We start from the raw sequence: 23898 nt of genomic DNA, 5'->3' as shown, positions 1-23898 counted from the left end.
ACCGCTGGCCGCAGCTCACTTCCGGTGCAGGGCCGACCGCATGCGGGACCACAGCCGCTTGACCGGGCCGGGCGGTCGCACCACGGGGATCGGCGCCGTCTCGACGCCGCGCACGAGCCACGCCTCCGCGTGCTTCACGGCGTCGGCGGTGGACTCGCCCAGCGTGGGACGGGCCGGGAAGACCGCGATGCGCTCGTGCAGCCGCACGTCGATGACGTGCGCGAACTTCTCGGCGAGGGCCGGGTCCACGCCGCTCACGTAGAGCCGCCCGCCCCGCTCGCCGAGCCGGTCGGCGTAGTGGGCGAGCACCGTGAAGGCCGTCGCGCCGAGGGTGGCCCGCCCGCGCAGGCGCAGCACGACGACGGCGTCGCGGGCCGCCCCGGGGTCGGGCAGCGCCGCCTCGAGCGACCGGGCACCGGCGTAGAAGAGGCTCCCGTAGACGTCGAGCACGGTCACGGACTCGTCCCCGAGCAGCCGGGGCGAGCGCTCCTCGCGGTAGTGCCCGTCGTCGAGCGGGACGAGCCGCACGATGCGCAGGTCCTGGGACTCGCGGTTCGCCTGGAGGAGGATCGACAGCGCCGCGCCGATCCCGACGGCGGCCGCGACCGGCAGGAGGAGCGTCGCGAGGAACGTCGCGATCATCGCGACCTGCGACTGGTTTCCCGTGCGCCACGCGGTCGCCATGGCCGCGAGGCGGATCGACTGGACGGACGCCACCGCGAGCAGCGCCGCGAGCGTCGCCGACGGCACGAGGCCGACCGGTCCGGACAGCGCGACGAGCACGACGAGCACCCAGACGCCCGACATGATCCCCGCCCAGCGGTCGCGCGCCCCGGCCGACGTGCTGACCGCCGTCTGGCCCACGGAGCCGCCGACCGGGATGCCGCGGAAGAACCCGACCGCGATGTTCGCGACGCCCTGCGCGAGGAAGTTCCGGTTCGGGTCCGCCCGCTTTCCGCCCGGGTTCGGGACGGACTCCGCGACCCCGGCGCCCTGTACGAGCACGATGGCCGCGACGGCGAACGCCCCCACCGCGACGTCCACGGACAGCAGGCCGAGGTCCGGGACCTGGGGCACCGGCAGGCCGACGGGGATGGCCCCGGCGTCCGCGACGAGCCGCACCGAGCCCGCCTGCGCGAGCCACACCCCGACCGACGCGACGACGAGCGCCACCACGGCCGCGTACGGGGCGATCCGCGTCCGGGCGAGGGCGAGCAGCACCACGATCGAGCCCGCCCCGACGACGACGGTCGGCCAGCTCCACGTGCCGGGTGCGGAGAGCACCTGGTACGCCTGCGCGATCGCGAGCGACGCGGTCGGCTCGGTACCGGTGAGGTCGTCGAGCTGCCCGAGCAGGATGTTGACCGACACCCCGGTGAGGAAGCCCGTCATGACGGAGTGCGACACGAAGCCGGTGAGACGACCCAGGCCCGCGAGCCCCGCGGCGACCATCACGACGCCCGCGAGCGTCGTGAGCAGGATGAGCGCGGGCAGCCGGTCCTCCGGGGCGACCTCCGCCAGCGCGGACCCGGCGGCAAGGGCGGCGGCGCTCGTCGTCGTGACGATCATGAGCTGCGAGTCGACCGTCACGCCGCCGACGATGCGCCCTACCGCCGTGGCGTAGAGGCCGTGGATCGGGTTGACGCCGACGAGCGTGGCGGACGCCATGCCGTCGGGGACGCCGCCCACGGCGCCGGGGACGCCGGCGCCCGCCGAGCGCCGGAACGTCCCCTTCGCGGGGCGGACCCCGTCCCACCAGGCCCGGAGCGCGCGCCCCGGGGCGGAGCCGCGCGGGCTCTCCTCGCTCAGGCGCCACCCCCGCCCGTCCGAACGCGGACCCGGCGGTTGCTCGCCAGCAGCGCACCGACACCCGTCAGCAGGACCGCGAGGACCGCGATCGCGCCGACCCTCGCGCCCGTCGCCGGGAGGTCGCCGCCGGGCGTGGCCGGGAACGTGTTCGTCACGGTCACGTCGGTCGAGGTACCCACGGGCACCGCGAACGCCTCCGAGGTGGGCGTCCCGTCCCCCGGGGCCACCGTCACCTCGGTCGAGGCGACGGCGACCGTCACCTCGGCGGCGTCGCCCGCGTCGGTCTCCGCGAGCGTGCACGTCGCGTCCTGCGGGACCTGCTCGTAGACCGCGGTCCAGTCGTCCGCCGCGGAGAGCGTGCGCTCGGCCCCGCCCGGGACGACGACGTCCGTCGCCACGCCGTCCACGTCCCACGTGCACGCGAGCGAGACGACGAACGCGTCGTCCTGGTGCTCCGCGGCACCGGGTCCGTCGATCTCCTTCGTCACGACGACCTGGCCGACGTCGAACGTGTTCGTCACCGTCAGCGCGGCCGGGTCGGCCGCGATGGTCACGACGCCCGGCTCGCCGTCCGCGACGGCGGACACGGTCGATGACGAGGCGCCACCTGTGGCCGTCTCGGTCACCACGCACTCGGCGCCGATCGGCAGGCCGTCGTAGACCGCGACCTCGCCGCCGGAGACCTCCCGCGTGGCGCCGCCGGGAACCTCGATGTCCTGGCCCTGGAACGTGCACGCCGCGCTCACGGTGAACGGGCCCGCGCCGAAGGCCTCCGCGCCCGCACCGTCCACGACCTTGGTGACCTCGATCGACCCGGCGTCGTACGTGTTCGTGACGACCACCTGGACCGGGTCCGCGGGGAACGGGTCACCCTCGACGACGACAGGGTTCGGCGCGACCGTGGACGACGTCGCCCCGGCGGTCTCCGTCTCCGTGACGGTGCAGGAGTCGCCGTCCTGGAGGCCGAAGTACGCCGCCGGGACGCCGGGACCGAACCGCCGCGTCGGCCCGCCGATGATGGTCTCCACCGGCTCGCCCGTCGCGGTCGTGCAGGCCAGCGACACCGCGTACGGGAACTCGTCGTACGGGATGGTGCTCCAGTCGAACCCGATGAGCTCCTCGACCGTCGTCGGCAGGTCCGGCAGCGGCGGCATCGGCGGGGCGAAGGCCGCCGCGTCGCCGTCGACCACCTTCTGCACGAGCAGCGGCGCAGTGTCGAACGTGTTCTCCACGGTGACCGTCACGGTGGTCGGTGCGCCGTCGTCGGCCGGCGGGACGGTGATGTCCGCCACCGAGGGGTTCTCCGGGTCGTCGGGGAACTCCTCCGGGTCGCGGCCGTCGTCCACGCTGATCTCCACGGACGACGCCGCGAACGTGTCCGTCTCGGTGATCGTGCACTCCGACTCGACGGGCAGGCCGTCGTATGTGGCGGTGGAACCGCCCTCGACAACCCGCGTGTCGCCGCCCGGGATCGGGATCGGGACAGGGTTGCCCTCGGCGTCCTCCCCGTAAGTGCACGCGAGCTGGAACGTGAACGGTCCGGGGCCGTAGAGCGCACCGAGGCCGGCGAGCTCCTTGTCCACCTGGATCGTGCCGACGTCGAACGTGTTGGTGATGACGACCTCGGCGATGTCACCGCTGCCGACGGTCACCTCGTCCGGCACCACGACGGAGTCCGTGGCCCCCGCGTCGTCGACCTCCTCGATGTCGCACACCGCGCCCGTCGGAAGGTTCGAGATCTGCGTCTCGAGCGGTCCCGCGGCGCCGAGCACGACGTCGGCGTCGTAGACCGTGCGCGGATCGCCCGGCCCGTCGCCGTCGTCGTCGTACGTGCACAGCACCGAGACGGTGAACGGCCCGGCCCCGTACGCGGGGCCGCCTTCGCCGGCGACCACCTTCTGGAGGTTGATCGCTCCGACGTCGTACGTGTTGGTCAGGGTGACGTCGTTGGTGGACGCCCCGAGCACGTCGGGCGTGAGCGTGAGGTCCGTCGTCGGGCCGTCCGTGGTCACGGGGTGACCGGGTAGGCCCTGGTCGACCGTGATCGTCACCGACGACGCGTTGCCCGTACCGGTCTCCGTGACCGTGCACTCCGAGCCGACGGGCAGACCCGTGAGCTCGACCGTGTCGCCGTCCTCGAGGGTGACCACCATCGGGTCGTCGGGTCCGTAGCCCTCGGCGTACACAGGCTCACCGAGGAAGGTGCACTCGACCGTCGCCTCGAACGGGCCGAACGGGACGGGGACGCCGTCCTGGTCGACGGCGTCCGTCACGACCTCCTTCGTGAGGTCGATGCTCGACAGGTCGTACCGGTTGACCGCGGTGATCGAGACGACGTCCGGCTCCTCACCGATCGTCACCGTCCCGACGAGCAGCTCGGTCTGCCCCGCCGACGGGTCCTCGGTGATCGTGCACTCGGCGCCGTACGGGAGGTTCGGCACGGTCACGGGCGTCCCCGGGGTCACGGTGATGGGGATCGGGTCGAGCACGGTCTCCACCGGCGTGCCGATGGCCGAGGTGCACTGGACCGCGAGCGCAAACGACTCGGGCGCGTACTGCGCCCCGTCCCCCGTGACGACCTTGTTCACCTCGAGCGAGCCGGTCGCCGTCGCGACCCCGACCTTGGTGCCCTCGGTCGGCAGGAGGTTGAGGTCGCCCTGCGGGGTCACCCCGACGCCGTTCGCCGCCGCCGAGTTCCACGCGATCGACCGGTCCCCGGCCTCCGGCGCGGTCGCCGGCGTGAGCGTCGTCGCCTCCAGAGCGATGAACTGGCCCGGCTGGAAGAGGTTGTCCTCGGGGAACGTGATGACGGACTTCAGGGCCGTGATCGTCTCGTACAGCTCCTGGCTCTCGGAGCCGGTGAGCTGCACCCAGCCGGTCACCGGGTCGCCCGTCGGGCACACGGGCTCCTCGTTCGGGAAGTTCAGGTCGTCCAGGCAGTAGTCGTCGGACGTCGTGTAGAAGAACTCGGTGGTCGAGCCGGGAGGCGCGTTGACGACCGTCGGCGGCGGGTCGCTCGTGAGGATGGGAGTCCACTGCGAGTTGCGGGCGGTCGACGGATCGGTGGACGCCGCCGCCGTGTCGCCGGGCTTGGGTAGCCGGTCGACGGTGACGACCTTGTCCAGCGGCAGGTTGCCGACGTTGTCGACCCGCACGCGCCAGGTCTCCGCGTGCCCCGGCGCGATGACCGGGGTGCAGGGGTAGGCGTAGAAGCCGAAGACGTTGGGCTCGCACTCGATGTCCGGGCCCGTGTACTCCGGGGCGACGATGACGTCGAGCTGGTCGTCCGCCGTCGCCTTGACGTACTTCGACTCCGCGATCACCGCCGACCCGACGGGCCTGATGTCGGCGTCGGCCTCGCACGCCCCCGTCTCCGGGTTCAGCCGCGCCACGCACTCGTCCCACGGCCGGTCGCCCGTGACCCCCGCGGTGTTCGCGACGACGGTCTGCGCGGGGAGCCCGACGCGGAACTGCACCTGGACGGTGATCGTGTAGACCTGCCCGACCTCGAGCACCGACCCGGGCGGGAAGGCGAACTCCAGCGAGTCGATGTCCCCGGCCTGGTCGACCGTCACCTCGGCGGCGTCGGTCGGCAGGTCGGGGGTGCTCGTGTCGGGGTCCGCCCCCGTGAGGGCGTAGCTGAACGGCTCGGCGACGTTCGGGGCGAGGCGGAGCTGCGCTCCCTCGGCGTCGGTCGGCATGGGGTCGTCGATGACGATGGGGTCGATGATCGGCCGGTCGCCGGTGTTCTCGATCGTGATGTTCATCGCGATGACGGCGTCGGGCGGAGACGCGCTGCTGACGTTGCCGTTGAAGTCCTTGACGATCTCCACGCCGTTGGTGGCGTGCTGGTACAGGATCGAGGCGTCCGCGGAGTCCGCGGCGGTCACCGGGCCGACCTCGCCCGTCTCCGGGTCGATCACGAGGTCCTCGCCCGTCGTCGTGCCGTCGACGGAGTTGCTCGCGACGCCGGGGGCGGTCTCGCCGGGACCAGGCGGGTTGGCCGCGAGGTCGGGCAGCACCGGGTCCCCGGAGCGCATCTCGTCGCGGCGCAGGATCTGGATCGGCACCGTCTGCGTCGGGGTGGCCGGGTTCTCCCAGATGTCCCCGTCGGCCCGCGTGAACGTGAGGCGCAGGCCTTGGACATCCTCCGGCGCGACGCCGGCCGGGAGCGCGAACGTGCCCGACGGCTCGCCCAGCGCCCAGTCGCCGCCCGTCACCTCGACCGGGTCGGGCGAGCCCGGCTCCCCGCTGAACGTGCCGCCCGTGAAGGCGTCCACCTGCACCTGGTCGATCGGTGTCGCCAGCGCGGCGCTCGGGTCGAACGCGACGAAGTCGTACTGGTTCCAGAACTGGGGGTCGTCGTCGGTCAGCACCATCTCGACACTGCGCGACGGGCCGAGCGGTTGCCCGGTCAGCGTCATGACGGCCGGGAGGTCGCCGTTCTCGCCCGTGCCGTTGTTCGGCTCGACGATCGTGTCGGGGTTGAACGCCTTGGTGATCTCGAGCGCGATCGAGGCCGTCTGCAGCGGCATGGTCGCGTCGTCGAACGCGAGACGCGTGTCCTCGCCGGGAACGCCGCCCGGGTCGTCGATGGTCGCGACGGCACCGTCGGGGACCGGGTTCGTCGTGACGATCGTCCCCTCCTCGTCGAGGATCGGCACGCCCGTGTAGCGGTCGGTCTCGCGGAGCTGGAGCGTGAGGTCCATGCTCCCCGACGCGCCGGCCTCGACGAGGCCGTCGTAGGACACCTCGACGCCGACGACGTCGGCGAGGTCGTCAGGGGCGAACGCCTCGGCGTCGGCCTCGTCGAAGTCCTCGGTCGTCCCGTCGTCGTAGGTGAGCGTGACGGTCGTGGAGGTCGCGCCGGCCGGTGGGGTGAGGTCGATCGCGGTGAGGTCGAAGACGTTGAACGGCGAGGTACCCTCCGCCGTCTGCACCTCGCCCGACGTCGCGATGCCGGGCTCCACGAGCCGGAGCTGGTCCACCTTGGCCGCCGACTCGTTCGTCCCGGTGATCACGACGTCGGTCGACGGGTAGAACTCGGCGGGGGTTCCTGGCGGAGGCACCGAGATCGGGCCGCCGGTCCAGTCCTTGACCACGGACACGTTGAGCGGCTGGTCGATGATCAGCACGTCGTCGTCGTCGGCGTCCGTGTAGTCGGTGCCGTCGAACGTCGCGGTGCCGCGCGCGGTGTCGTTCACGAGCCCCGGGTCGCCGGTGTTGTAGATCGTGCCGTTCGTCGAGCCGAGCACCGGCGAACCGTCGCTGCGCCGGTCGTCCCGCACCTGGAACGTGAGGTCGAGGTGCCGACCGTCGGCCTGCGTGGACCGGGCGACGCCGTCGCCCGGCTGCGGAGCGAGCGGGTCGCCCGTGCCGCGGCTCGGGCTCTCGGTGTACGTCAGCCGCACCGAGGTGGTCGACGCCTGCTCGTCGGCGGTCAGCGTGTAGCCCGGGAAGGTGCCGTCGCAGGCGGCAGGACACGGATCGCCCGACGCCTCGACCCACTCGGTGCCGTCGAACAGCTCGACGCTCTCGATCAGGTCGTACTCGATCAGCGGGTCCACAGAAGCGTCGATCGGGTCCACGCTGACGAGGTTGAACGCGTCGTAGAACGAGTCCCCGATCGCCGTCGTCTCGGGGTCCGCGATGTCCGAGATGACCAACGGGTCGACGCCGGAGAACCCGTTGGTCGACCAGGTGATCTGCGCGGTCACCTGGCCGTCCGAGCGGGCCAGCACGCTGACCGGATCCTCGCCGAGGAAGGACTTCTCGATGAAGTCCAGGTCGCCCGTGCCGTCGACGGGGAACGGGTCGACGGTGGCGCAGCCCTCGGCCGGGTCGGTCGGGTCGACTGTGCTCGACGACGCGCTCGACGCACCGCAGTTCTCCAGCGGGTCGTCGGCACCCTCGGGCCCGGTGAACGTGGCGATGAAGTTCGGCTGGAACGTCGTGCCGGGCGGGAAGCCGTCGCCCGTCGAGTCGTAGACGAACTGCACGCCCTCGGCATCGGGCGGGAGGTCGCAGCTCACCGTGTCCGGACCGGTGTAGGGGCCGCAGCCCGGGGCAGGCTCCCAGGAGTCGCCGTCCCAGTAGTTGATCGTCAGCGTCGAGTCCGCGGGCACGTCCGTCGTGCGCACCGACGTCGGGACGAAGCTGTCCCAGAACGGCCCAGGGTTCTCAGGGTCGGTGGGGTCCTGGATGACGACCTGGTCGGCGTTCGCCGTCGAACCGTCGGGTCCGAACGGCAGCAGCTGCGTCGGCAGCTGCACGATCACGTTCTGCCCGGGCACGGCGGGGATCGTCGACGGCGAGATCAGCTTGTCGGTGTTCGTCGCCAGCCGGTCCACGAGGGTCACGAGGTCGGCGGACGCCGTGTCCTCGGCGTTCGGGATGTCGGCCGTGATCTCGTTCGGGTGCGTCACGTCGTCGACGACCTGGTCGGGATCGGTGTCCGCGGTGAACGGGATCGACGCAGCGCCGCCGGACACGATGTCGCCCGTGAACTCGACGGAGAAGCCGAGGACGACGCAGTCCGGCGGCGGGTTGGGCAGAGTGCCCACCGTGGTCGTCTCCAGCGTGGGCGTGGAGCCGTCGGCACACGTGAAGTTGACGCTCGCCGCCGTGGCGCCCGTCGGCCACTGGACGCCCGTACCGTCCCCGTCCGGACCGAACCCGGTGAAGGTCAGCGGGTCGTCGCCCTCGAACGGGCTCGGCGTGCCGGGCGAGGGCTCGGTGATGACCAGCGACGTCGTCGGGTCGCCGTCGTTGGTGGCGCCGATCGTCACCGTCGTCGGGTCACCGGCGCTCACCGTGGCAGGGTCGAACGACTTGGAGGCGGTCACCGCGTTGTTAGGCGGGGTGATGACGTAGGTGTCGGCGGCCGTCGTCGGCACCGACTCGCCGCCCTCGGCATCGATCACGTAGGACGACGTGTCGTTGGTGACGGTCGTCGCCTCGGTCAGCTCGGCGACCTCCTCGCTCTGCACGACGCTGAAGGGGATCGTCGCCGTGGCGCCTTGCTCGATCGCGCCGGCGAACTCCACGGTGTAGCCCTCGACGTCGCACCCCGCGGGCGGGTTGGGCAGCGTGCCGACCGTCGTGGTGCTCTCGACGGGGGCGGAACCGTCGGCGCACGCGAACGTCACGGTCGCGGACGTCGCGCCCGCGGGCCAGGTCACACCGGTCCCGTCGCCGGTCGGACCGAAACCGGTGAACTCGAGGTAGGTGAAGGGGTTCGGGTCCGCGGCGGGGTCGACCGGCTCGGAGATGACGAGAGAGTCCACCGTGTCGTTCGAGGTGTTCGTGCTGCCGATGGTCACCGTGGCCGGCGTCCCCGGCTCGGCGATCGCGCCCTCCGGGTCGATCGTCTTGGTCGTCTCGGAGTCGAGCACGAGCGGGACGATCGGGGCGATGTCGTCGGACGCCGACTGTTCCGCGGCGTTGTCCGATTCGACCGTCGCGGTGTTGGTAATCGGCACCCCGCTCTCGCTGTACGGCAGGTCGGGGTCCACCTGGGCCGTGATGAGGATCTGGACCTGGTCCCCGTTGGGGACGCTGTCCGCGGTGTAGGTGACCGTGTCCGTGTCGGCGACGAGCTCTCCGCCGGTCGCGCCACCCTGGCTCTGGATCGTCGCGCTGACCAGCTCCACGCCTTCCGGAAGGGGGTCGGTGATCGTGGTGGGGACGCACGGGTCGTCGTTCGGGTCGGAGCACGAGACGGTGACGACCCAGGTCACGGTGTCGCCCGGTTCGTACGGGGGGGCGCTGAGCTCGGTCTTCTGGATCCCCCACGACGCGGCAGAGGCCGGGACCGCCGGGACGAGAACGAGCGGCAGGGCGAGCAGAGCGGTCCCCAGCGCCGCCCATGCGCGACGCAGCCGTGACGCGCGCCGGGCCGCCTGACCCTGCCCCCTGCGCGTGGTGCTGCTCGTCGTTCCGTTCGCCATGCCGCCGCCCTCCGGTCACGCCCAGACCCCCGGCGCACCACGTCGTGCGCCCCGTCGCTCCGACACTGCCACAGGCTCTTCACGGTGGCGCGTCGAAAGAATCAGCCGTCTCCGCGCCCCGGCGGGCACGACGACGCCCGCGTCGGACCCGCTCTCCGGAGCGGGCGACGCGGGCGTCAGGTCGACGTCAGGGGGTGACGATGGCGAAGTTCTTGTCGCCCGGGTCGAGGACGGCGGCGAGTCGCCCGAGCACGGACGCGTCGCCGGCGAGCTCGATGCCCGCCTGGCCGAGCGTGTCCGGTGTGACGTTCCCGCTCGCGAGGACCGGCAGCGCGCGCTTGGTCCCGGTGAGCGTGACGTCGGCGTCGCCCCGCTGCGGTGCGGCGCTGTAGGTGAGGACGCCGTTGGCCAGGCGCAGGCGGTACCGGGCGTCGACGTCGGTCAGGGCGACGTCGATCGACAGCTTTTCGTCCCAGGCCCGCGGGCCGTTCACCTGGATCGCGAGGGCGTCGAACAGCATCTCCGGGGAGAGGTTGGCGATGACGTCGGGCGCGTTCGTCTCGGTCGGGGTGCCGAACTGGCCGTCGCGCAGCTCCACGGCGCCAGCGAGGTAGAAGTCGCGCCACGTGCCGTTCTCCGACCCGTAGCCGAGCTGCTCGTAGGTGTCGGCGAGCACCTCGCGCGCGCCGGCGTGGTCCGGCTCGGCGAAGACGGCGTGGTTGGCGACCTCGGCGGCCCAGCGGAAGTCGCCGGCGTCGAAGGCCTCGCGCGCGTTCGTCACCAGCGCGGCGACGCCGCCGGCGAGCTTCGCGTATCGCTTGGCGCGCTCGACGGGCACGTGCTCCCACAGGGTGGCGGGGTTGCCGTTGAACCAGCCGAGGTAGCGCTGGTAGATCGCCTTGACGTTGTGGCTCACGGACCCGTAGTAGCCGCGCACGTGCCACGCGTTCTCGAGCGCCGGCGGGAGCGTGATCTCCTCGGCGATCTCCGGGCCGGTGAGGCCCTTGTTGAGCATGCGCAGCGTCTGGTCGTGCAGGTAGGCGTAGATGTCGCGCTGGACCTGCAGGTACTCGACGACGCGGTCCTTGCCCCACATGGGCCAGTGGTGGGACGCGAAGACGACCTCGACGTCGCCGCCCCACAGGTCCACGGTCTCGGTGAGGTAGTGCGCCCACGCGTGCGGGTCGCGCACGACGGCGCCGCGCAGGGTCAGCGTGTTGTGCAGCGTGTGGGTGGCGTCCTCAGCCGCGCACAGCGCCTTGTGGTCCGGCAGGTACAGCAGCAGCTCGGACGGGGCCTCGGTGCCAGGCGCCATCTGGAACACCATGCGGACGCCGTCGACGACGACCTCCTCGCCCGTCGTCGAGACGATGTCCGTCGGCGGGATGAACGAGACCTCGCCCGTCGACAGGGTCTGGCCGAGCCCCGCACCGACACCGCCCTGCGGGCCGCGCGCGAGCGCAGCGCCGAACATGTACCCGGCGCGGCGGTTCATCGCCGTGCCCGCGTACACGTTCTCCGAGACCGCGTGCTCCACGAAACCCTCGGGCGCGAAGACCTTCACCGCACCGGAGTCGACCTCCTCCTGCGAGACGAAGCCCCGGGTGCCCCCGTAGTGGTCCGCGTGCGAGTGCGTGTAGACGATCGCCTTGACCGGTCGGTCCCCGCGGTGCTCGCGGTACAGCTCGAGCGCCGCCCGGCCCGTCTCGACCGTCAGGAGGGTGTCGATGACGACGACGCCCTCGTCGCCCTCGATGAACGACGTGTTCGACAGGTCCATGCCCCGCACCTGGTAGATGCCGGGGACGACCTCGAACAGACCTTGCGCGATGTTGAGCCTCGACTGCCGCCACAGGCTCGGGTTCACCGTGTCCGGGGCGTCGCCCTGGAGGAAGTCGTACGTGTCGTTGTCCCACACGACCGTGCCGTCCTCGGCCGACACCGCGTTGGGGGTACGGCTCGCGATCAGCCCACGCGTGGCGTCCTCGAAGTCGCTGGTGTCCGAGAAGGGCAGCGACTCGAGGATGGCCTGCTGCTGCTGGACGATGGTCGGAGTTGCTGGCTTCGGTGTCGTCGTCATGCTCGGATCGTCGCAGCGGCGCGCAGGTCGTGCATCCGGAAGCACGACCCGCGCGCGACGGCCCGCTCGGGCGCCGTCGTCAGGGCGTGACGATCGCGAAGTCCGAGTCCCCGGGGTCGAGGACCGCGCCCAGCCGGCCGAGGACGGACGCGTCGCCGCCGACCTCGATGCCGGCCTGCGCGAGACGGTCAGGCGTGAGGGCGCCGGCAGCGAGCGCGGGGAGCGCGCGCTTCGACGTGGTGAGCGTGACGTCCGCGTCGCCCTGCTGGGGTGCGGCGCTGTAGGTGAGCGCACCGTTGGCGAGCCGCAAGCGGTACCGCTCGTCCGCGTCGGTGAGCACGACGTCGATCGAGAGCGTCTCGTCCCACGCGTTCGGGCCGTCCACCTGGACCGCGAGGGCGTCGAACAGCATCGCCGGCGAGAGCTGGGCGACCATGTCCGGCGACGCGGTGACCGTGGGCGTGCCGAACTGGCCGTCGCGCAGCTCCGTCGCACCCGACAGGTAGAAGTTGCGCCACGTGCCGTTCTCCGAGCCGTAGCCGAGCTGCTCGTAGGTGTCGGCGAGCAGGTCGCGCGCACCGGCGTGGTCGGGCTGGGCGAAGATGACGTGGTTGACGACCTCCGCGACCCAGCGGAAGTCCCCTGCGTCGAACGCCGCGCGCGCCTTCTCGACGACGGCGTCCGCGCCACCCATGTAGTCGACGTAGCGCGTGGCTCGCTCGACCGGGACGTGCTCCCACAGCGTGGCCGGGTTGCCGTTGAACCAGCCCATGTAGCGCTGGTAGATCGCCTTGACGTTGTGGCTCACGGTCCCGTAGTAGCCGCGCGTGCTCCACGCGTTCTCCAGCGCCGGAGGCAGCGTGATCTCCTCGGCGATCTCCGAACCGGTCAGACCCTTGTTCAGCAGGCGCAGCGTCTGGTCGTGCAGGTAGGCGTACAGGTCGCGCTGGATCCTGAGGAAGTCGACGACGCGCTCGTTGCCCCACGTCGGCCAGTGGTGGGAGGCGAACACGACCTCGACGTCGCTCCCGAACAGGTCGACCGTCTCGGTGAGGTAGTGCGACCAGACGTGCGGGTCGCGCACGAGCGCACCGCGCAGGGTCAGCAGGTTGTGCAGGTTGTGCGTCGCGTCCTCCGCGGCGCACAGCGCCTTGTGGTCCGGGAAGAAGAACAGCATCTCCGACGGCGCCTCGGTGTCCGGCGCCATCTGGAAGACGATCCGCACGCCGTCGACGACCTCTTCCTGACCGGTGGTCGTGATCTCGAGCGTCGGGGGGATCAGCGTGACCGTGCCGGTCGACGTCGTCTGGCCCAGGCCGGCACCGACCGCGCCCTGCGGCCCGCGCGCGAGCGCGGCGCCGTACATGTACCCGGCCCGACGGCCCATCGCCGTGCCCGCGTACACGTTCTCCGAGACTGCGTGCTCGACGAACCCGGCGGGCGCGAGGACCGGGACGCGACCGGCGTCGACGTCCTCCTGCGACGTCACGCCCTTGACCCCGCCGAAGTGGTCGACGTGCGAGTGCGTGTAGATGACGCCCGTGACCGGGCGGTCGCCGCGGTGCTCGCGGTACAGGGCGAGGGCGGCGGCGGCGGTCTCCGTCGAGATCAGCGGGTCGATGACGATGACGCCGGTCTTTCCCTCCACGAACGTGATGTTCGACAGGTCGAACCCGCGCGCCTGGTAGATCCCCTCGACCACCTCGTACAGGCCCTGACGGGCGACGAGCTGCGACTGGCGCCACAGGCTCGGGTTGACCGTGTCCGGTGCGTCTCCCTCGATGAAGGAGTAGGTGTCGCCGTCCCAGACGACGCTGCCGTCGTCCTGGGTGACCGCGCCCGGTTCGCGAGAACCGAGCAGACCGCGACCGGCGTCGTCGAAGTCCTGGGTGTCGGAGAAGGGCAGCGACTCCAGGAGAGCCTGCTGCTGCTGGACGATGGCGGGCGTTGCTGGCTTCGGAGTCGACATGCTTCGAGAGTCCCAGCCGCGGAAAGGTCGTGCATCCGGAGCGTCCGTGGGCCGAAATCACGCGGATGTCCGTTCAGCGGCCGGTCGTGCGGGGCCCCGGTCAGCCGGTCGCGGGTTCCACACGCTCGCCGACCGTGTGCACGACGACGATCTCCGGTCGCCACGGGATCAGGGCGTCGATCTGCTCCCGCAGGGGCGCGACGTCGGGCACGTCGCCCGGGTAGCGGACCTCGACGACGAGGTCCTGACCCTGCCAGTGCACGTCGTCGACCGTCGCGCCGTCCGTCTGGCCGAGCCACGCCTCCGCGGCCGCGCGGCTCTGGCTCAGCCAGAGATCCGAGAGCGTGGCCTGCACGGTGTTCGCGACCATGGGGACGGCGACCAGGAGCACGGCGACCGTGGCCACGACGACGGCGGTACGACGCCGCGGAGCCGCCGCCCCGATATGCGCCGCCCGCGCGTCGTCCAGGTACCCGGCGCCCGAGAAGACCACCGTGGCGGCGACGACGAGCGCGACCGCGTTGGACACGAAGAGCAGGAGCGCTCCGGCCGCGAGCGCCGGCTGGCCCTCGCCGAGGCACACGCCGACGACGCCGAGCGGCGGGACGAGGGAGATCGCGATGGCGATCCCGGGCAGGACGTCGCCGAGGTCCCGGCGCGCGAGCGCGATCGCCCCGGCGAACCCGGTCGCGAACGCCGCGACGAGGTCGCCCACGCCCGGCGAGGTGCGGCCCGTCACCTGGGAGTTGGTGACGACCGCGGACGAGGCGGGGAGCACGAGCGTCGCGAGGAGCCCGATGGCGACGACCACCGCCAGCCCGCCCACGACGTACGCGGCGGAGCGCACGATCTTCGACCGGTCCCCCGCGACGATGCCGAGCCCCATCCCGAGGATCGGGGTCGACAGGGGCGCGACGATCATCGCGCCGATCACCGTCGCGGTGGAGTCCGTGACGACGCCCGCGACCGCGATGAACCCGGACAGGACGAGCATCGTCCAGAACGCCGACCGCTTGGCGCGCACGTCCCCGACGTCGAGGTCGAGCCGGTCCGCCACCTCGGCGAGCGTGCGGCGCTGGGCCGAGGGGACGAGCAGGCTCAGGATCCGGCGTCGTCGTTCACGCTCTGCCGGTTCTGCCGAGACGGCTTCCGGCCGGGACGACTCGGGCATGTGTGCCTCCCACGACGTGCGGCTGGCCGGGGACGCCCCGGCGCGTCGAACAGTAGGAGCGTGGTCGGCGAGATGCCACCCGAACTGGTGCCGAGCCCCTATCGGTAGCCGTCGGCACGGTAGGCCATGCGCATGACGTAGACGACGCGCTCGTCGTCGTCGATGCGGACCAGGACGCGGAACCCGATCCCGACGTATCCGGCGCGCTGGCCGACGAGCTCCGCGCCCAACGGCTTGGTCACCCGGTACGGGTTGCTTGCCAAGGGTTCCGAGCAGAACCGGATCACCGCATCGGCCAGCCGCGGCGGGAGCTCGTGCAGGGTGCGCGACGCGGGAGGTGTCAGGCGCACCTCCCACCGGTCGGCGTCGGTCATCGACGCGCGGCCAGCTGCTCGCGCACCTCGTCCAGGCTCAACGTGCGACCCTGCTTGATCGCCTCCTCCGCCTCAGCCATCTCAGCCGCATGATCGGGGTCCGAGAGCCACGCCAACGTCTCCATCAAGGTTGCCAGGTCCTCCGGGGCGATGAGCACCGCCGCAGCCTTCCCGTGCCGGGTGATCGTCACCGGCTCGTGCGTTCTTTCGAGCCCGTCCACCAGCGCGGACAGGTTGGTCTTCGCCTCGCTCAACGGGTATGTCTGCATGGCGAAGATTCTCGTTCAAATTCCGACCAGAACTCTAGTCACACTGATAGTCAGGTTTACGGGACGGGCGGGCAGCGCGAGTGGTCTCTGGATCTCAGTGGCCGGCACCGAGCGTTCCGGCGAGGCGGTCCAGGCGCTCGGTGGTGTCGGCGTTGGCGCCGACGACGGTGAGGGTCTTGCCGCGGGCCTCGTACTTCGTGCGGATCGCGTCGAGGGTCGCGACGGTGGAGGCGTCCCAGACGTGGGCGTTCGTCATGTCGATGACGATGTTGCGCGGGTCGCCGGCGTAGTCGAACTGGTAGACGAGGTCGTTGGAGGAGGCGAAGAACAGCTCGCCCTCGACGGCGTAGGTGCAGGTGTCGTCGTCGGCCCCTGGTCCCGCCGAGGCGTCCAGCCGGGTGACCGTGGTGAGGTGCGCGACCCGGCGGGCGAACAGCACCATGGCGACCAGGACGCCGACGGTCACGCCGTAGGCCAGGTTGTGGGTCGCGACGGTCACGACGACGGTCGCGAGCATGACGGTCGTCTCGGACTTCGGCATCCGCCGGAGCGTCGCGGGGCGGATCGAGTGCCAGTCGAACGTGCCGACGGAGACCATGATCATCACGGCGACGAGCGCGGCCATGGGGATGATCGCGACGATGTCGCCCAGGCCGACGACGAGGATCAGCAGGAACACCCCGGCGAGGAACGTGGAGATGCGGGTGCGCGCCCCCGAGGCCTTCACGTTGATCATGGTCTGGCCGATCATGGCGCAGCCGCCCATGCCGCCGAAGAATCCGGTGATGACGTTCGCGGCGCCCTGCCCCCAGGCCTCGCGCGTCTTGTTCGAGTGGGTGTCGGTGACGTCGTCGACGAGCTTGGCCGTGAGCAGCGACTCGAGAATCCCGACCAGGGCCATGGCGAGCGCGAACGGCGCGATGATCTGCAGCGTCTCGAGGTTCAGCGGCACGTCGGGGAGGAGCAGGGACGGCAGCGACTCGGGCAGCTCGCCCTCGTCGCCGACGGTCGGGACGTGGATCGCCGCGGTCACGGTGGCTGCGGTGAGGAGCACGATCGCGACCAGGGGTGCCGGGACGACCTTCGTCCAGCGCGGCATCACGACCATGATCGCGATGCCGACGGCCACCAGCGGGTAGACCATCCACGGCACTCCCTGCAGGTGCGGCAGCTGGGACAGGAAGATGAGGATCGCGAGGGCGTTGACGAACCCGACCATCACGGAGCGCGGGATGAACCGCATGAGCTTCGCCACGCCGAGCAGGCCCAGGGCGACCTGGATGACGCCCGCGAGGATCACCGTCGCGACGAGGTAGTCGACGCCGTGGTCACGGGCGACAGGGGCGACGACGAGGGCCACCGCGCCCGTCGCGGCCGAGATCATCGCCGGGCGTCCGCCGAGGAAGGCGATCGACACCGCCATGGTGAACGACGCGAACAGGCCCAGACGCGGGTCGACCCCGGCGATGATCGAGAACGCGATGGCCTCGGGGATCAGCGCGAGAGCGACGACGAGCCCGGCGAGGACCTCGGTCCTCAGCCGGCGCGGAGACTTCAGGGCGGCGAGCACGGAGTACGACTCGTCGGCCTCCGGCGCGCCCGTGGCGGGCGGAGTGGCGGGGTCGGGCGGGGCGGGGCGGGCGTCGTTCGGCACGCGGCGTTCCTTCGAGGTCGGGGCGCGCACGCCCGCGGACCGGGGGGCGACCGGCGCAAACCCTACCCTCACGTGAGGGTAGGGTTCCAGTCGTGCCATGCGAGGCCTGCCGACGCGAGAGACTTCCCCCATGACCGACCGCTCCGAACCGGCCACGATGCATATCGGAGCCGTCGCCGCGCGTACCGGCCTGTCGCTGCGCACGCTGCGCCACTACGACGAGGTCGGGCTCGTGCGCCCCTCGGGCCGCAGCGACGGCGGGTTCCGCCTGTACACCGAGCAGGACGTCGACCGGCTCCTCGTCGTCCGCCGCATGAAGCCGCTCGGCTTCACGCTCGAGGAGATGGCCGACCTGCTGGAGATCTCCGACCGGTTGGCCGGCGGCGACGTCGACGCGGGCCTGCGCGCACGCCTCGACGCCTACCTCGACACCGCCGGGCAGCGCCGCGCCGACCTCGCGCGCAAGCTCGCCATGGCGGACGAGTTCATCGCGGTCCTGACGTCTCGCTGACGCGGCACCCGCCGACCGCATCCGCCGTCAGGGTTCCGTAAGGATCGCCGCCCGGCGCCCGGCGGTGCGGTAGACCGGTCGAGTGTCCATGCTCGGGTCGCTACCGCGACGTCTCGCGCCTGCGGCCTCCGGCGACGGGGACCGCACGCTCCGGCGTCGTCCCGGGCAGCTCGTGGTCCTCGGGTTCGCCGCCGCCATCGCGGTGGGGACGGTCCTGCTGTTGCTGCCCGTCTCCACGACGGGCCGGATGGCGACGCCGCTCGAGGCGTTGTTCACGGCGACGTCCGCCGTGTGCGTGACCGGTCTGGCCGTCGTCGACACCCCGACCTTCTGGACGCCGTTCGGGCAGGCCGTGATCCTGGCGCTCATCCAGCTCGGCGGGTTCGGCGTCATGACCGTCGCGTCGCTGCTCGGCCTGCTCATCTCGCGGCGCCTCGACCTCAACACCCGCATGGTCGCCCAGGCCTCCACGCGCAGCGTCCAGCTCGGTGACGTGCGATCGGTGCTCGTCGGGGTGCTGCGCGTCACCGTCGTCGTCGAGAGCGTCGTCGCCGTCGCCGTCGCGGCCCGCCTGCTGGTCCGTGGCGACACCGGTCTCGGCGAGGCGGCGTGGAGCGGGGTGTTCCACGCGGTGTCCGCGTTCAACAACGCCGGGTTCGCCCTGTACTCCGACTCGCTGATCGGGTTCGTCGACGACCCCTGGGTCTGCCTGCCGCTCAGCGCCGCGGTGATCCTCGGCGGGATCGGGTTCCCGGTGATCTTCGAGCTCTACCGGCAGCGCAGGGTCAAGCCGTCGCGCTGGTCGCTGCACACGAAGCTCACCCTGCTCGCCACAGGGATCCTGCTCGGCGTCGGCACGGTGTTCTTCCTCGTGCTCGAGTGGGCGAACCCGCACACGCTGGGCCCCCTGTCGACGGGCGGCAAGCTGCTGGCCGCGTTCACCCAGTCGACGATGGCCCGCACCGCGGGGTTCAACTCCGTGGACACGTCGGCCATGAACGAGGGCACGTGGCTGGGGACGGACGTGCTCATGTTCATCGGTGGCGGCAGTGCCGGCACCGCGGGCGGGATCAAGGTCGTGACCTTCACCGTGCTGGCGTTCGTCATCTGGTCCGAGCTGCGCGGCGACCCGGACGTGAACGCCTTCGACCGGCGGATCGCCCCGGCCACGCAGCGCCAGGCCGTGACGGTCGCCCTGCTGGGCATCGCCGCCGTCCTCGTACCGACGCTCGTCATCACGGCCACCTCGCCCTACGACCTCAACCGGGTCCTGTTCGAGGTCACCTCCGCGTTCACCACCACGGGCCTGTCCACCGGGATCACCGCCGACCTCGAGAGCCCGCACCAGCTCATCCTGGTCGCCCTGATGTTCCTCGGGCGCCTCGGGCCCGTCACCCTCGGCACGGCGCTGGCGCTACGCGGGAGCCAGCGCCTGTTCCGCCGACCCGAGAGCGCGGCGATCATCGGCTGACGCGCGACGCCGGCGGAGCCCGCCGGCATCGCCCCGGCCCGCTCAGGCCTCGTCCTGGATGATCGACAGCACGTTGCCGGCGGGGTCGGTGAACCAGGCGATGAGCGGACCGCCGCCGCGGAACACGAAGTCGTCGTCGGTCTGGGTCGGCGTCCCCTCGTACCGCTCGAACGCGACGCCACGTTCGCGCAGTGCGGCGACGGTGCCGGGGACGTCCGCGACGGGGAAGTTGAGGACCGTGAAACTCGCGGGCGCGTGAGCGTCGCCCTTGGGGTAGACGAGGACCCCCGAGTCGCCGGTCACCCGGATCCACAGCAGGTCGTCGCCCTCGACCCGCAGCCCGAGCACGTCGCCGTAAAAGTGTCGCGCCGCCTCGACGTCGTCGACCGAGAACCCGCTGAACGCCTTGTCGAGCATGTCTCCTCCTGGGGTGCGCGCGGGCCGGGCCGCTCCCGGACCGCTCTCCCAGGGTCGACCGTCGCGGACCCGCGCGCTCATCGGTCGACGCCGCGACTCTCCTGCCGGGAACGTGCGTGCGACACGGGCGTTCGGCAGGCTCGTGGCGTACCTGGTCCACGACGGTGCTGGAGGAGCATGCCATGACGTCTGCCGATGTTTCCACGACCCACGACACCACGACGAGGTCGGTCCGGGATCGGCATGTCAGCGACTTCACCGCCCTGACGCAGCGGGTGCGCGAGGCCGGGTTCATGTCCCGGTGCTACGGCTACTACTGGTCGAGGCTGATCGGGCTGACCGGCGCCGGCGTCGTGCTGGCGGCGGTGTTCGTCCTGCTCGGGGACACGTGGTGGCAGATGCTGACGGGCGTCGCTCTGGCCCTGCTCATGACGCAGATCGCGTTCCTCGGCCACGACGCCGCGCACCGGCAGATCTTCGCCTCCGCTCGGTGGAACGAGTGGGTCGCGCTCGTCGTGGTCGACCTCTTCGCGGGCATGGGCCTGGGCTGGTGGCAGCAGAAGCACGGCAAGCACCACGCGGCGCCGAACCGGATCGACGCCGACCCGGACATCGCGCCCGGCATCGTCGCCTTCACCGGTCACGCCGCCGAGCAGCGGGCGACCGTGGCCGGGCGCCGGGTGACGCGGTGGCAGGGCTACTACTTCTTCCCGCTGCTGCTGCTCGAGGGGCTGAACCTGCACGTCCAGGGGCTGCGCCGCGTCCTCGGTCGCGACCGGGTCAAGCGTCGCTGGGTGGAGCTGACGTTCCTCACCGTCCGGCTCGGTGCCCACGTCGCCCTGGTGTTCCTCGTGCTGTCGCCGGGCAGGGCGCTGGCGTTCCTCGGTGTCCAGCTCGGGGTGTTCGGACTCGCCATGGGCCTCGCCTTCGCGCCCAACCACATCGGCATGCCGCTCGTGCCGCCGGACGTGAAGATCGACTTCCTGCGCCGCCAGGTGCTCATGAGCCGCAACATCAGCGGCGGGCGGTGGGTCGACACGTTCATGGGCGGGCTGAACTTCCAGGTCGAGCACCACCTCTTCCCGTCGATGGCACGGCCCCACCTGCGCCGGGTCGCTCCCCTGGTCCGGGCGCACTGCCACGAGCTCGGCGTGAAGTACACCGAGACCCGGCTCGGTACGTCCTACCGCCAGATCGTCGAGCACGTCCACCGGGTCGGCCGCGGCGGCACCGACGTGTGGGCCTGCCCCCTGGTCGCGCAGTACCGCGCCTGACGTCCGGCGCTCCTCGTCCCGGCGCGGGCTTGCCGTATGTCATCGACGTGCGTCAATATAGACGCATGTCGATACAAAGGCCTCCCGTGCCCGACGGCGGCGCCCCGCAGGTCGAGGCCCACGCGATCGGAACCGAGGCCGCCACCGCCGTCGTGACGACGCTCAAGGCGCTCGCCGAGCCGCTGCGCCTGCGGATGCTGTCCTTCATCGCCGCCTCCCCGGCCGGGGAGGCGTGCGTGTGCGACCTCACCGCGCTCACGGACGTGTCGCAGCCGACCGTGTCGCACCACCTCAAGGTGCTGCGCGACGTCGGGGTGCTCACCTCCGAGCGGCGCGGCACCTGGGTCTGGTACCGCATCACGCCGGGTTACAGTGCCGCCGTCTCTACCCTGCTCGAGTCCTTCGCGCCCGCCGCTCTCGACGCGCTCGTCGCGCCCCGCGCGCTGACCGGCCTCGAGGACGTCGACGCCGCGCTCGACCGTCTCGCCGCGGACCTCGCCGCCCGCCACCCGGGCCTGGGCGCCGACGTCGTGCTGCGCACCGTGCGCGAGTCGTACACCGCACTGGCCCGCTCGGCCACGGTCTCGGCGCACCTGCTCACCCTCACCGACCGCTTCACCCGCCAGCGCCTCGCGGACCTGACCCGAGCGCCCGACGCGCGCCCGCAGGTGCTGTTCGTGTGCGTCGCCAACGCCGGTCGCTCCCAGCTCGCGGCGGCACTGGTGCGCCGCTACGCGGGAGACCGCGTCGTCGTCCGCTCGGCCGGCTCGACCCCGGCGGCGGACGTGCACCCCGCCGTCCGCCCGGCGCTCGCCGCGCTCGGCACCGCCGACGACGAGGCGTTCCCCAAGCCGCTGACCGACGACGCCGTCCGCGCGGCCGACGTCGTCGTCACCATGGGCTGCGGCGACGTCTGCCCGGTGCTACCTGGCACGCGGTACGAGGACTGGCTCGTGGGCGACCCCGCCCTCGCGTCCCCTGCCGGGGTCGCCGCGATCCGCGACGAGCTCGACACCCGCGTGCGCGCCCTGCTCGCCGACCTCCTGCCCGACCTCGACCTGCCCACCACCCGCTGACCGCCGTCATCCCACGTCGGACCCGACCTTCGGAGAACCTCATGAACGCGACCACCAAGCCCTCCGCCCTCTTCGTCTGCGTCCACAACGCGGGCCGCTCCCAGATGGCCGCGGGCTACCTGCGCGCCCTGTCCGGCGGCGCCGTCGAGGTCCGGTCCGCCGGGTCCGCACCTGCCGACCAGATCAACCCCGCCGCCGTCGAGGCGATGCTCGAGGAGGGCATCGACCTCCGCGCCGAGCAGCCCAAGGTGCTCACGACGGAGGCCGTCCAGGCGTCCGACGTCGTCATCACCATGGGCTGCGGCGACGCGTGCCCGATCTTCCCCGGCAAGCGCTACGAGGACTGGGCCCTGGCCGACCCGGCCGGCCAGGGCCTCGAGTCCGTGCGCCCGATCCGCGACGAGATCCGCGCGCGCGTGCTCACCCTGCTCGACGAGCTCGGCGTCACGCCCGTGCCGGTGCCCCGAACCCGAGGGTGACGAGCTGCGGCGCGGCCGGGGCGGTCCCGCAGCACGACCCGGCCACGTCGCCGTCGGCCTCGAGCGCGAGGTCGGACGAGCACACGCCGGTCGCGGGCAGGTCCAGCTCGACGGCGTCCGCGGCTGCCCGGTCGCCCGCGAGGGCCGCGGCGATCGACCGGATCTGCTCGTACCCCGTGGCGAGGAGGAACGTCGGCGCGCGCCCGTAGGACTTCATGCCGGCGAGGTAGAAGCCGTCGTCGGGGTGGGACAGTACGGACTCGCCGTGGGGCGGCACGGTGCCGCACGAGTGCTGGTTCGGGTCGATGAGCGGGGCGAGCGCGGCGGGGGCCTCGACGACCGGGTCGAGGTCCAGGCGGACCTCGCGCAGCATGGCGAGGTCGGGGCGGAACCCGGTCGCGTCGACGATCGCGTCGACGTCCAGGTCGAGCGGCCCGTCGAGACCGACCTCCCGGGCGGTGCCGCGCACGTGCACCGACCGCTCGCCCGGGACGAGCTCCTCGATCGACACCCGCGTGAGGAGGGTGAGGAGCCCGTCGTCGACGGCGGCCCGCAGCCGCGTGCCGAGCAGACCCCGGGCGGGGAGCTCGTCGTCGGCCCCGCCGCCGAACAGGCGCCGGGCCGAGCCGCCGCGGATCGCCCACGTGACGGTCGTGCCCGGCTCGGTCCCGGCGAGCTCGACCAGGCTCAGCAGGGTGTTCGCGGCGGAGTGCCCCATTCCGACGACGAGCGTGCGCCGGCCGGCGAAGCGGTCGCGCTGCGTACCGAGCACGTCCGGGAGAGGGCCGGTGACGAACCGCGCCGCCTCGTCCTCGCCGACCGCCGGGAGCCCGGAGACACCCAGCGGGTTCGACGTCGAGAAGGTTCCCGACGCGTCGACCACGGCCCGGGCCAGCACGTCCCGGACCCGCCCGTCCGGCCCGGCCGTGCGGACGCGGTACGCGCGACGCTCCCGGCCGAGCGACCCCGTCTTGTCGGCGCCGTCGCGCGCCACGGCGAGCACGCGCGTCCCCGTGCGCAGGCGGGACGCGATCGGCGGCGTGGCCGCGAGCGGGGCCAGGTACTGCTCGACGAGCTCGGTGCCGGTCGGCAGGGTGTCCGGGTCGGGCTCGACCCAGCCGGTCGGCTCCAGCAGGCGCCGTGCCGCGGCGTCGACGTCGTAGCGCCACGGCGAGAACAGCCGCACGTGGCCCCACGACGCGACAGCGGCCCCTGCGCCGTCGCCCGCCTCGAGCACCAGCGGCTCCAGGCCGCGCTCCAGCAGGTGGGCCGCCGCGGCCAGCCCCACCGGACCCGCGCCGATCACCACGACCGGCAGGTCCGCACGCTCCATGCTCATCACGCCTCCTCATATCGACGAACTTCGATCGGTTGCGGACAACGTATCCACAAACG

The 23898-nt window shown here is 72.1% G+C and carries 15 protein-coding genes; 5 read left to right on the top strand and 10 right to left on the bottom strand.

What is annotated here, in order from left to right; genetic code table 11:
- Positions 1-15: 15 nt before the first annotated feature.
- The 8 genes from AC4H2H_RS06560 to AC4H2H_RS06525 form a co-directional block, all read right to left on the bottom strand.
- A complete protein-coding gene (locus AC4H2H_RS06560; protein ID WP_494370098.1) occupies positions 16-1809 on the bottom strand; it encodes a SulP family inorganic anion transporter in 1794 nt (597 codons plus the stop codon).
- Entirely contained in the window at positions 1806-9758 is a 7953-nt protein-coding gene (locus AC4H2H_RS06555) for a DUF5979 domain-containing protein (protein WP_494369995.1), read from the bottom strand. Before AC4H2H_RS06555 ends, AC4H2H_RS06560 begins: the two co-directional genes overlap by 4 nt.
- Positions 9759-9945: 187 nt before the next feature.
- Positions 9946-11838: an alkyl/aryl-sulfatase gene (locus tag AC4H2H_RS06550; protein ID WP_494369994.1), complete on the bottom strand. Its 1893-nt coding sequence runs from the start codon at positions 11836-11838 to the stop codon at positions 9946-9948.
- Positions 11839-11917: 79 nt separating this feature from the next.
- Positions 11918-13807, bottom strand: a complete 1890-nt coding sequence (locus AC4H2H_RS06545; protein ID WP_494369993.1) for an alkyl/aryl-sulfatase — start codon at positions 13805-13807, stop codon at positions 11918-11920.
- Positions 13808-13907: 100 nt separating this feature from the next.
- On the bottom strand, positions 13908-14978 hold the full coding sequence (locus tag AC4H2H_RS06540) for a DUF389 domain-containing protein (protein ID WP_494369992.1): 1071 nt from the start codon (positions 14976-14978) through the stop codon (positions 13908-13910).
- A gap of 98 nt (positions 14979-15076) precedes the next feature.
- Complete coding sequence (locus AC4H2H_RS06535) at positions 15077-15352, bottom strand: type II toxin-antitoxin system RelE family toxin (protein ID WP_494369991.1); 276 nt, start codon at positions 15350-15352, stop codon at positions 15077-15079.
- Positions 15349-15621, bottom strand: a complete 273-nt coding sequence (locus AC4H2H_RS06530; protein ID WP_494369990.1) for a type II toxin-antitoxin system Phd/YefM family antitoxin — start codon at positions 15619-15621, stop codon at positions 15349-15351. Before AC4H2H_RS06530 ends, AC4H2H_RS06535 begins: the two co-directional genes overlap by 4 nt.
- A gap of 94 nt (positions 15622-15715) precedes the next feature.
- Positions 15716-17275, bottom strand: a complete 1560-nt coding sequence (locus AC4H2H_RS06525) for a SulP family inorganic anion transporter (RefSeq protein WP_494369989.1) — start codon at positions 17273-17275, stop codon at positions 15716-15718.
- Positions 17276-17405: 130 nt separating this feature from the next.
- On the opposite strand from AC4H2H_RS06525, the gene AC4H2H_RS06520 reads away from it, so the two are divergent.
- Complete coding sequence (locus AC4H2H_RS06520) at positions 17406-17786, top strand: MerR family transcriptional regulator (RefSeq protein WP_494369988.1); 381 nt, start codon at positions 17406-17408, stop codon at positions 17784-17786.
- An 88-nt stretch (positions 17787-17874) separates the two neighbouring features.
- Positions 17875-19257, top strand: a complete 1383-nt coding sequence (locus AC4H2H_RS06515; RefSeq protein WP_494369987.1) for a TrkH family potassium uptake protein — start codon at positions 17875-17877, stop codon at positions 19255-19257.
- A 42-nt stretch (positions 19258-19299) separates the two neighbouring features.
- On the opposite strand, the gene AC4H2H_RS06510 is transcribed toward AC4H2H_RS06515, so the two are convergent.
- On the bottom strand, positions 19300-19674 hold the full coding sequence (locus AC4H2H_RS06510; protein ID WP_494369986.1) for a VOC family protein: 375 nt from the start codon (positions 19672-19674) through the stop codon (positions 19300-19302).
- Between the two features lie 182 nt (positions 19675-19856).
- On the opposite strand from AC4H2H_RS06510, the gene AC4H2H_RS06505 reads away from it, so the two are divergent.
- The 3 genes from AC4H2H_RS06505 to AC4H2H_RS06495 all read left to right on the top strand — a co-directional run bounded on the left by AC4H2H_RS06505 (position 19857) and on the right by AC4H2H_RS06495 (position 22503).
- The gene (locus tag AC4H2H_RS06505; RefSeq protein WP_494369985.1) at positions 19857-20948 is read left to right on the top strand and encodes a fatty acid desaturase family protein; all 1092 of its coding nucleotides are present in this window, start codon (positions 19857-19859) and stop codon (positions 20946-20948) included.
- 65 nt (positions 20949-21013) lie between these two features.
- Positions 21014-22024 carry a metalloregulator ArsR/SmtB family transcription factor gene (locus AC4H2H_RS06500; protein ID WP_494370097.1) on the top strand — a complete coding sequence of 337 codons (1011 nt, stop codon included), beginning with the start codon at positions 21014-21016 and terminating at the stop codon, positions 22022-22024.
- A 41-nt stretch (positions 22025-22065) separates the two neighbouring features.
- A complete protein-coding gene (locus tag AC4H2H_RS06495; RefSeq protein ID WP_494369984.1) occupies positions 22066-22503 on the top strand; it encodes an arsenate reductase ArsC in 438 nt (145 codons plus the stop codon).
- Here AC4H2H_RS06495 and AC4H2H_RS06490 read toward each other — a convergent pair.
- Complete coding sequence (locus tag AC4H2H_RS06490; RefSeq protein ID WP_494369983.1) at positions 22469-23842, bottom strand: FAD-dependent oxidoreductase; 1374 nt, start codon at positions 23840-23842, stop codon at positions 22469-22471. The genes AC4H2H_RS06495 and AC4H2H_RS06490 overlap by 35 nt on opposite strands.
- Positions 23843-23898 lie beyond the last annotated feature (56 nt).

The sequence above is a fragment of the Cellulosimicrobium sp. BMG9.22 genome (assembly GCF_059159975.1).
This window is presented reverse-complemented; position numbering and strand designations above follow the sequence as displayed.

Excerpts from the sequence above, each read along its gene's own strand:
- AC4H2H_RS06555 (WP_494369995.1), bottom strand. The coding sequence starts at position 9,758 with ATGGCGAACGGAACGACGAGCAGCACCACGCGCAGGGGGCAGGGTCAG.
- AC4H2H_RS06550 (WP_494369994.1), bottom strand. The coding sequence starts at position 11,838 with ATGACGACGACACCGAAGCCAGCAACTCCGACCATCGTCCAGCAGCAG.
- AC4H2H_RS06545 (WP_494369993.1), bottom strand. The coding sequence starts at position 13,807 with ATGTCGACTCCGAAGCCAGCAACGCCCGCCATCGTCCAGCAGCAGCAG.
- AC4H2H_RS06540 (WP_494369992.1), bottom strand. The coding sequence starts at position 14,978 with ATGCCCGAGTCGTCCCGGCCGGAAGCCGTCTCGGCAGAACCGGCAGAG.
- AC4H2H_RS06535 (WP_494369991.1), bottom strand. The coding sequence starts at position 15,352 with ATGACCGACGCCGACCGGTGGGAGGTGCGCCTGACACCTCCCGCGTCG.
- AC4H2H_RS06530 (WP_494369990.1), bottom strand. The coding sequence starts at position 15,621 with ATGCAGACATACCCGTTGAGCGAGGCGAAGACCAACCTGTCCGCGCTG.
- AC4H2H_RS06520 (WP_494369988.1), top strand. The coding sequence starts at position 17,406 with ATGACCGACCGCTCCGAACCGGCCACGATGCATATCGGAGCCGTCGCC.
- AC4H2H_RS06515 (WP_494369987.1), top strand. The coding sequence starts at position 17,875 with ATGCTCGGGTCGCTACCGCGACGTCTCGCGCCTGCGGCCTCCGGCGAC.
- AC4H2H_RS06510 (WP_494369986.1), bottom strand. The coding sequence starts at position 19,674 with ATGCTCGACAAGGCGTTCAGCGGGTTCTCGGTCGACGACGTCGAGGCG.
- AC4H2H_RS06505 (WP_494369985.1), top strand. The coding sequence starts at position 19,857 with ATGACGTCTGCCGATGTTTCCACGACCCACGACACCACGACGAGGTCG.
- AC4H2H_RS06500 (WP_494370097.1), top strand. The coding sequence starts at position 21,014 with ATGTCGATACAAAGGCCTCCCGTGCCCGACGGCGGCGCCCCGCAGGTC.
- AC4H2H_RS06495 (WP_494369984.1), top strand. The coding sequence starts at position 22,066 with ATGAACGCGACCACCAAGCCCTCCGCCCTCTTCGTCTGCGTCCACAAC.
- AC4H2H_RS06490 (WP_494369983.1), bottom strand. The coding sequence starts at position 23,842 with ATGAGCATGGAGCGTGCGGACCTGCCGGTCGTGGTGATCGGCGCGGGT.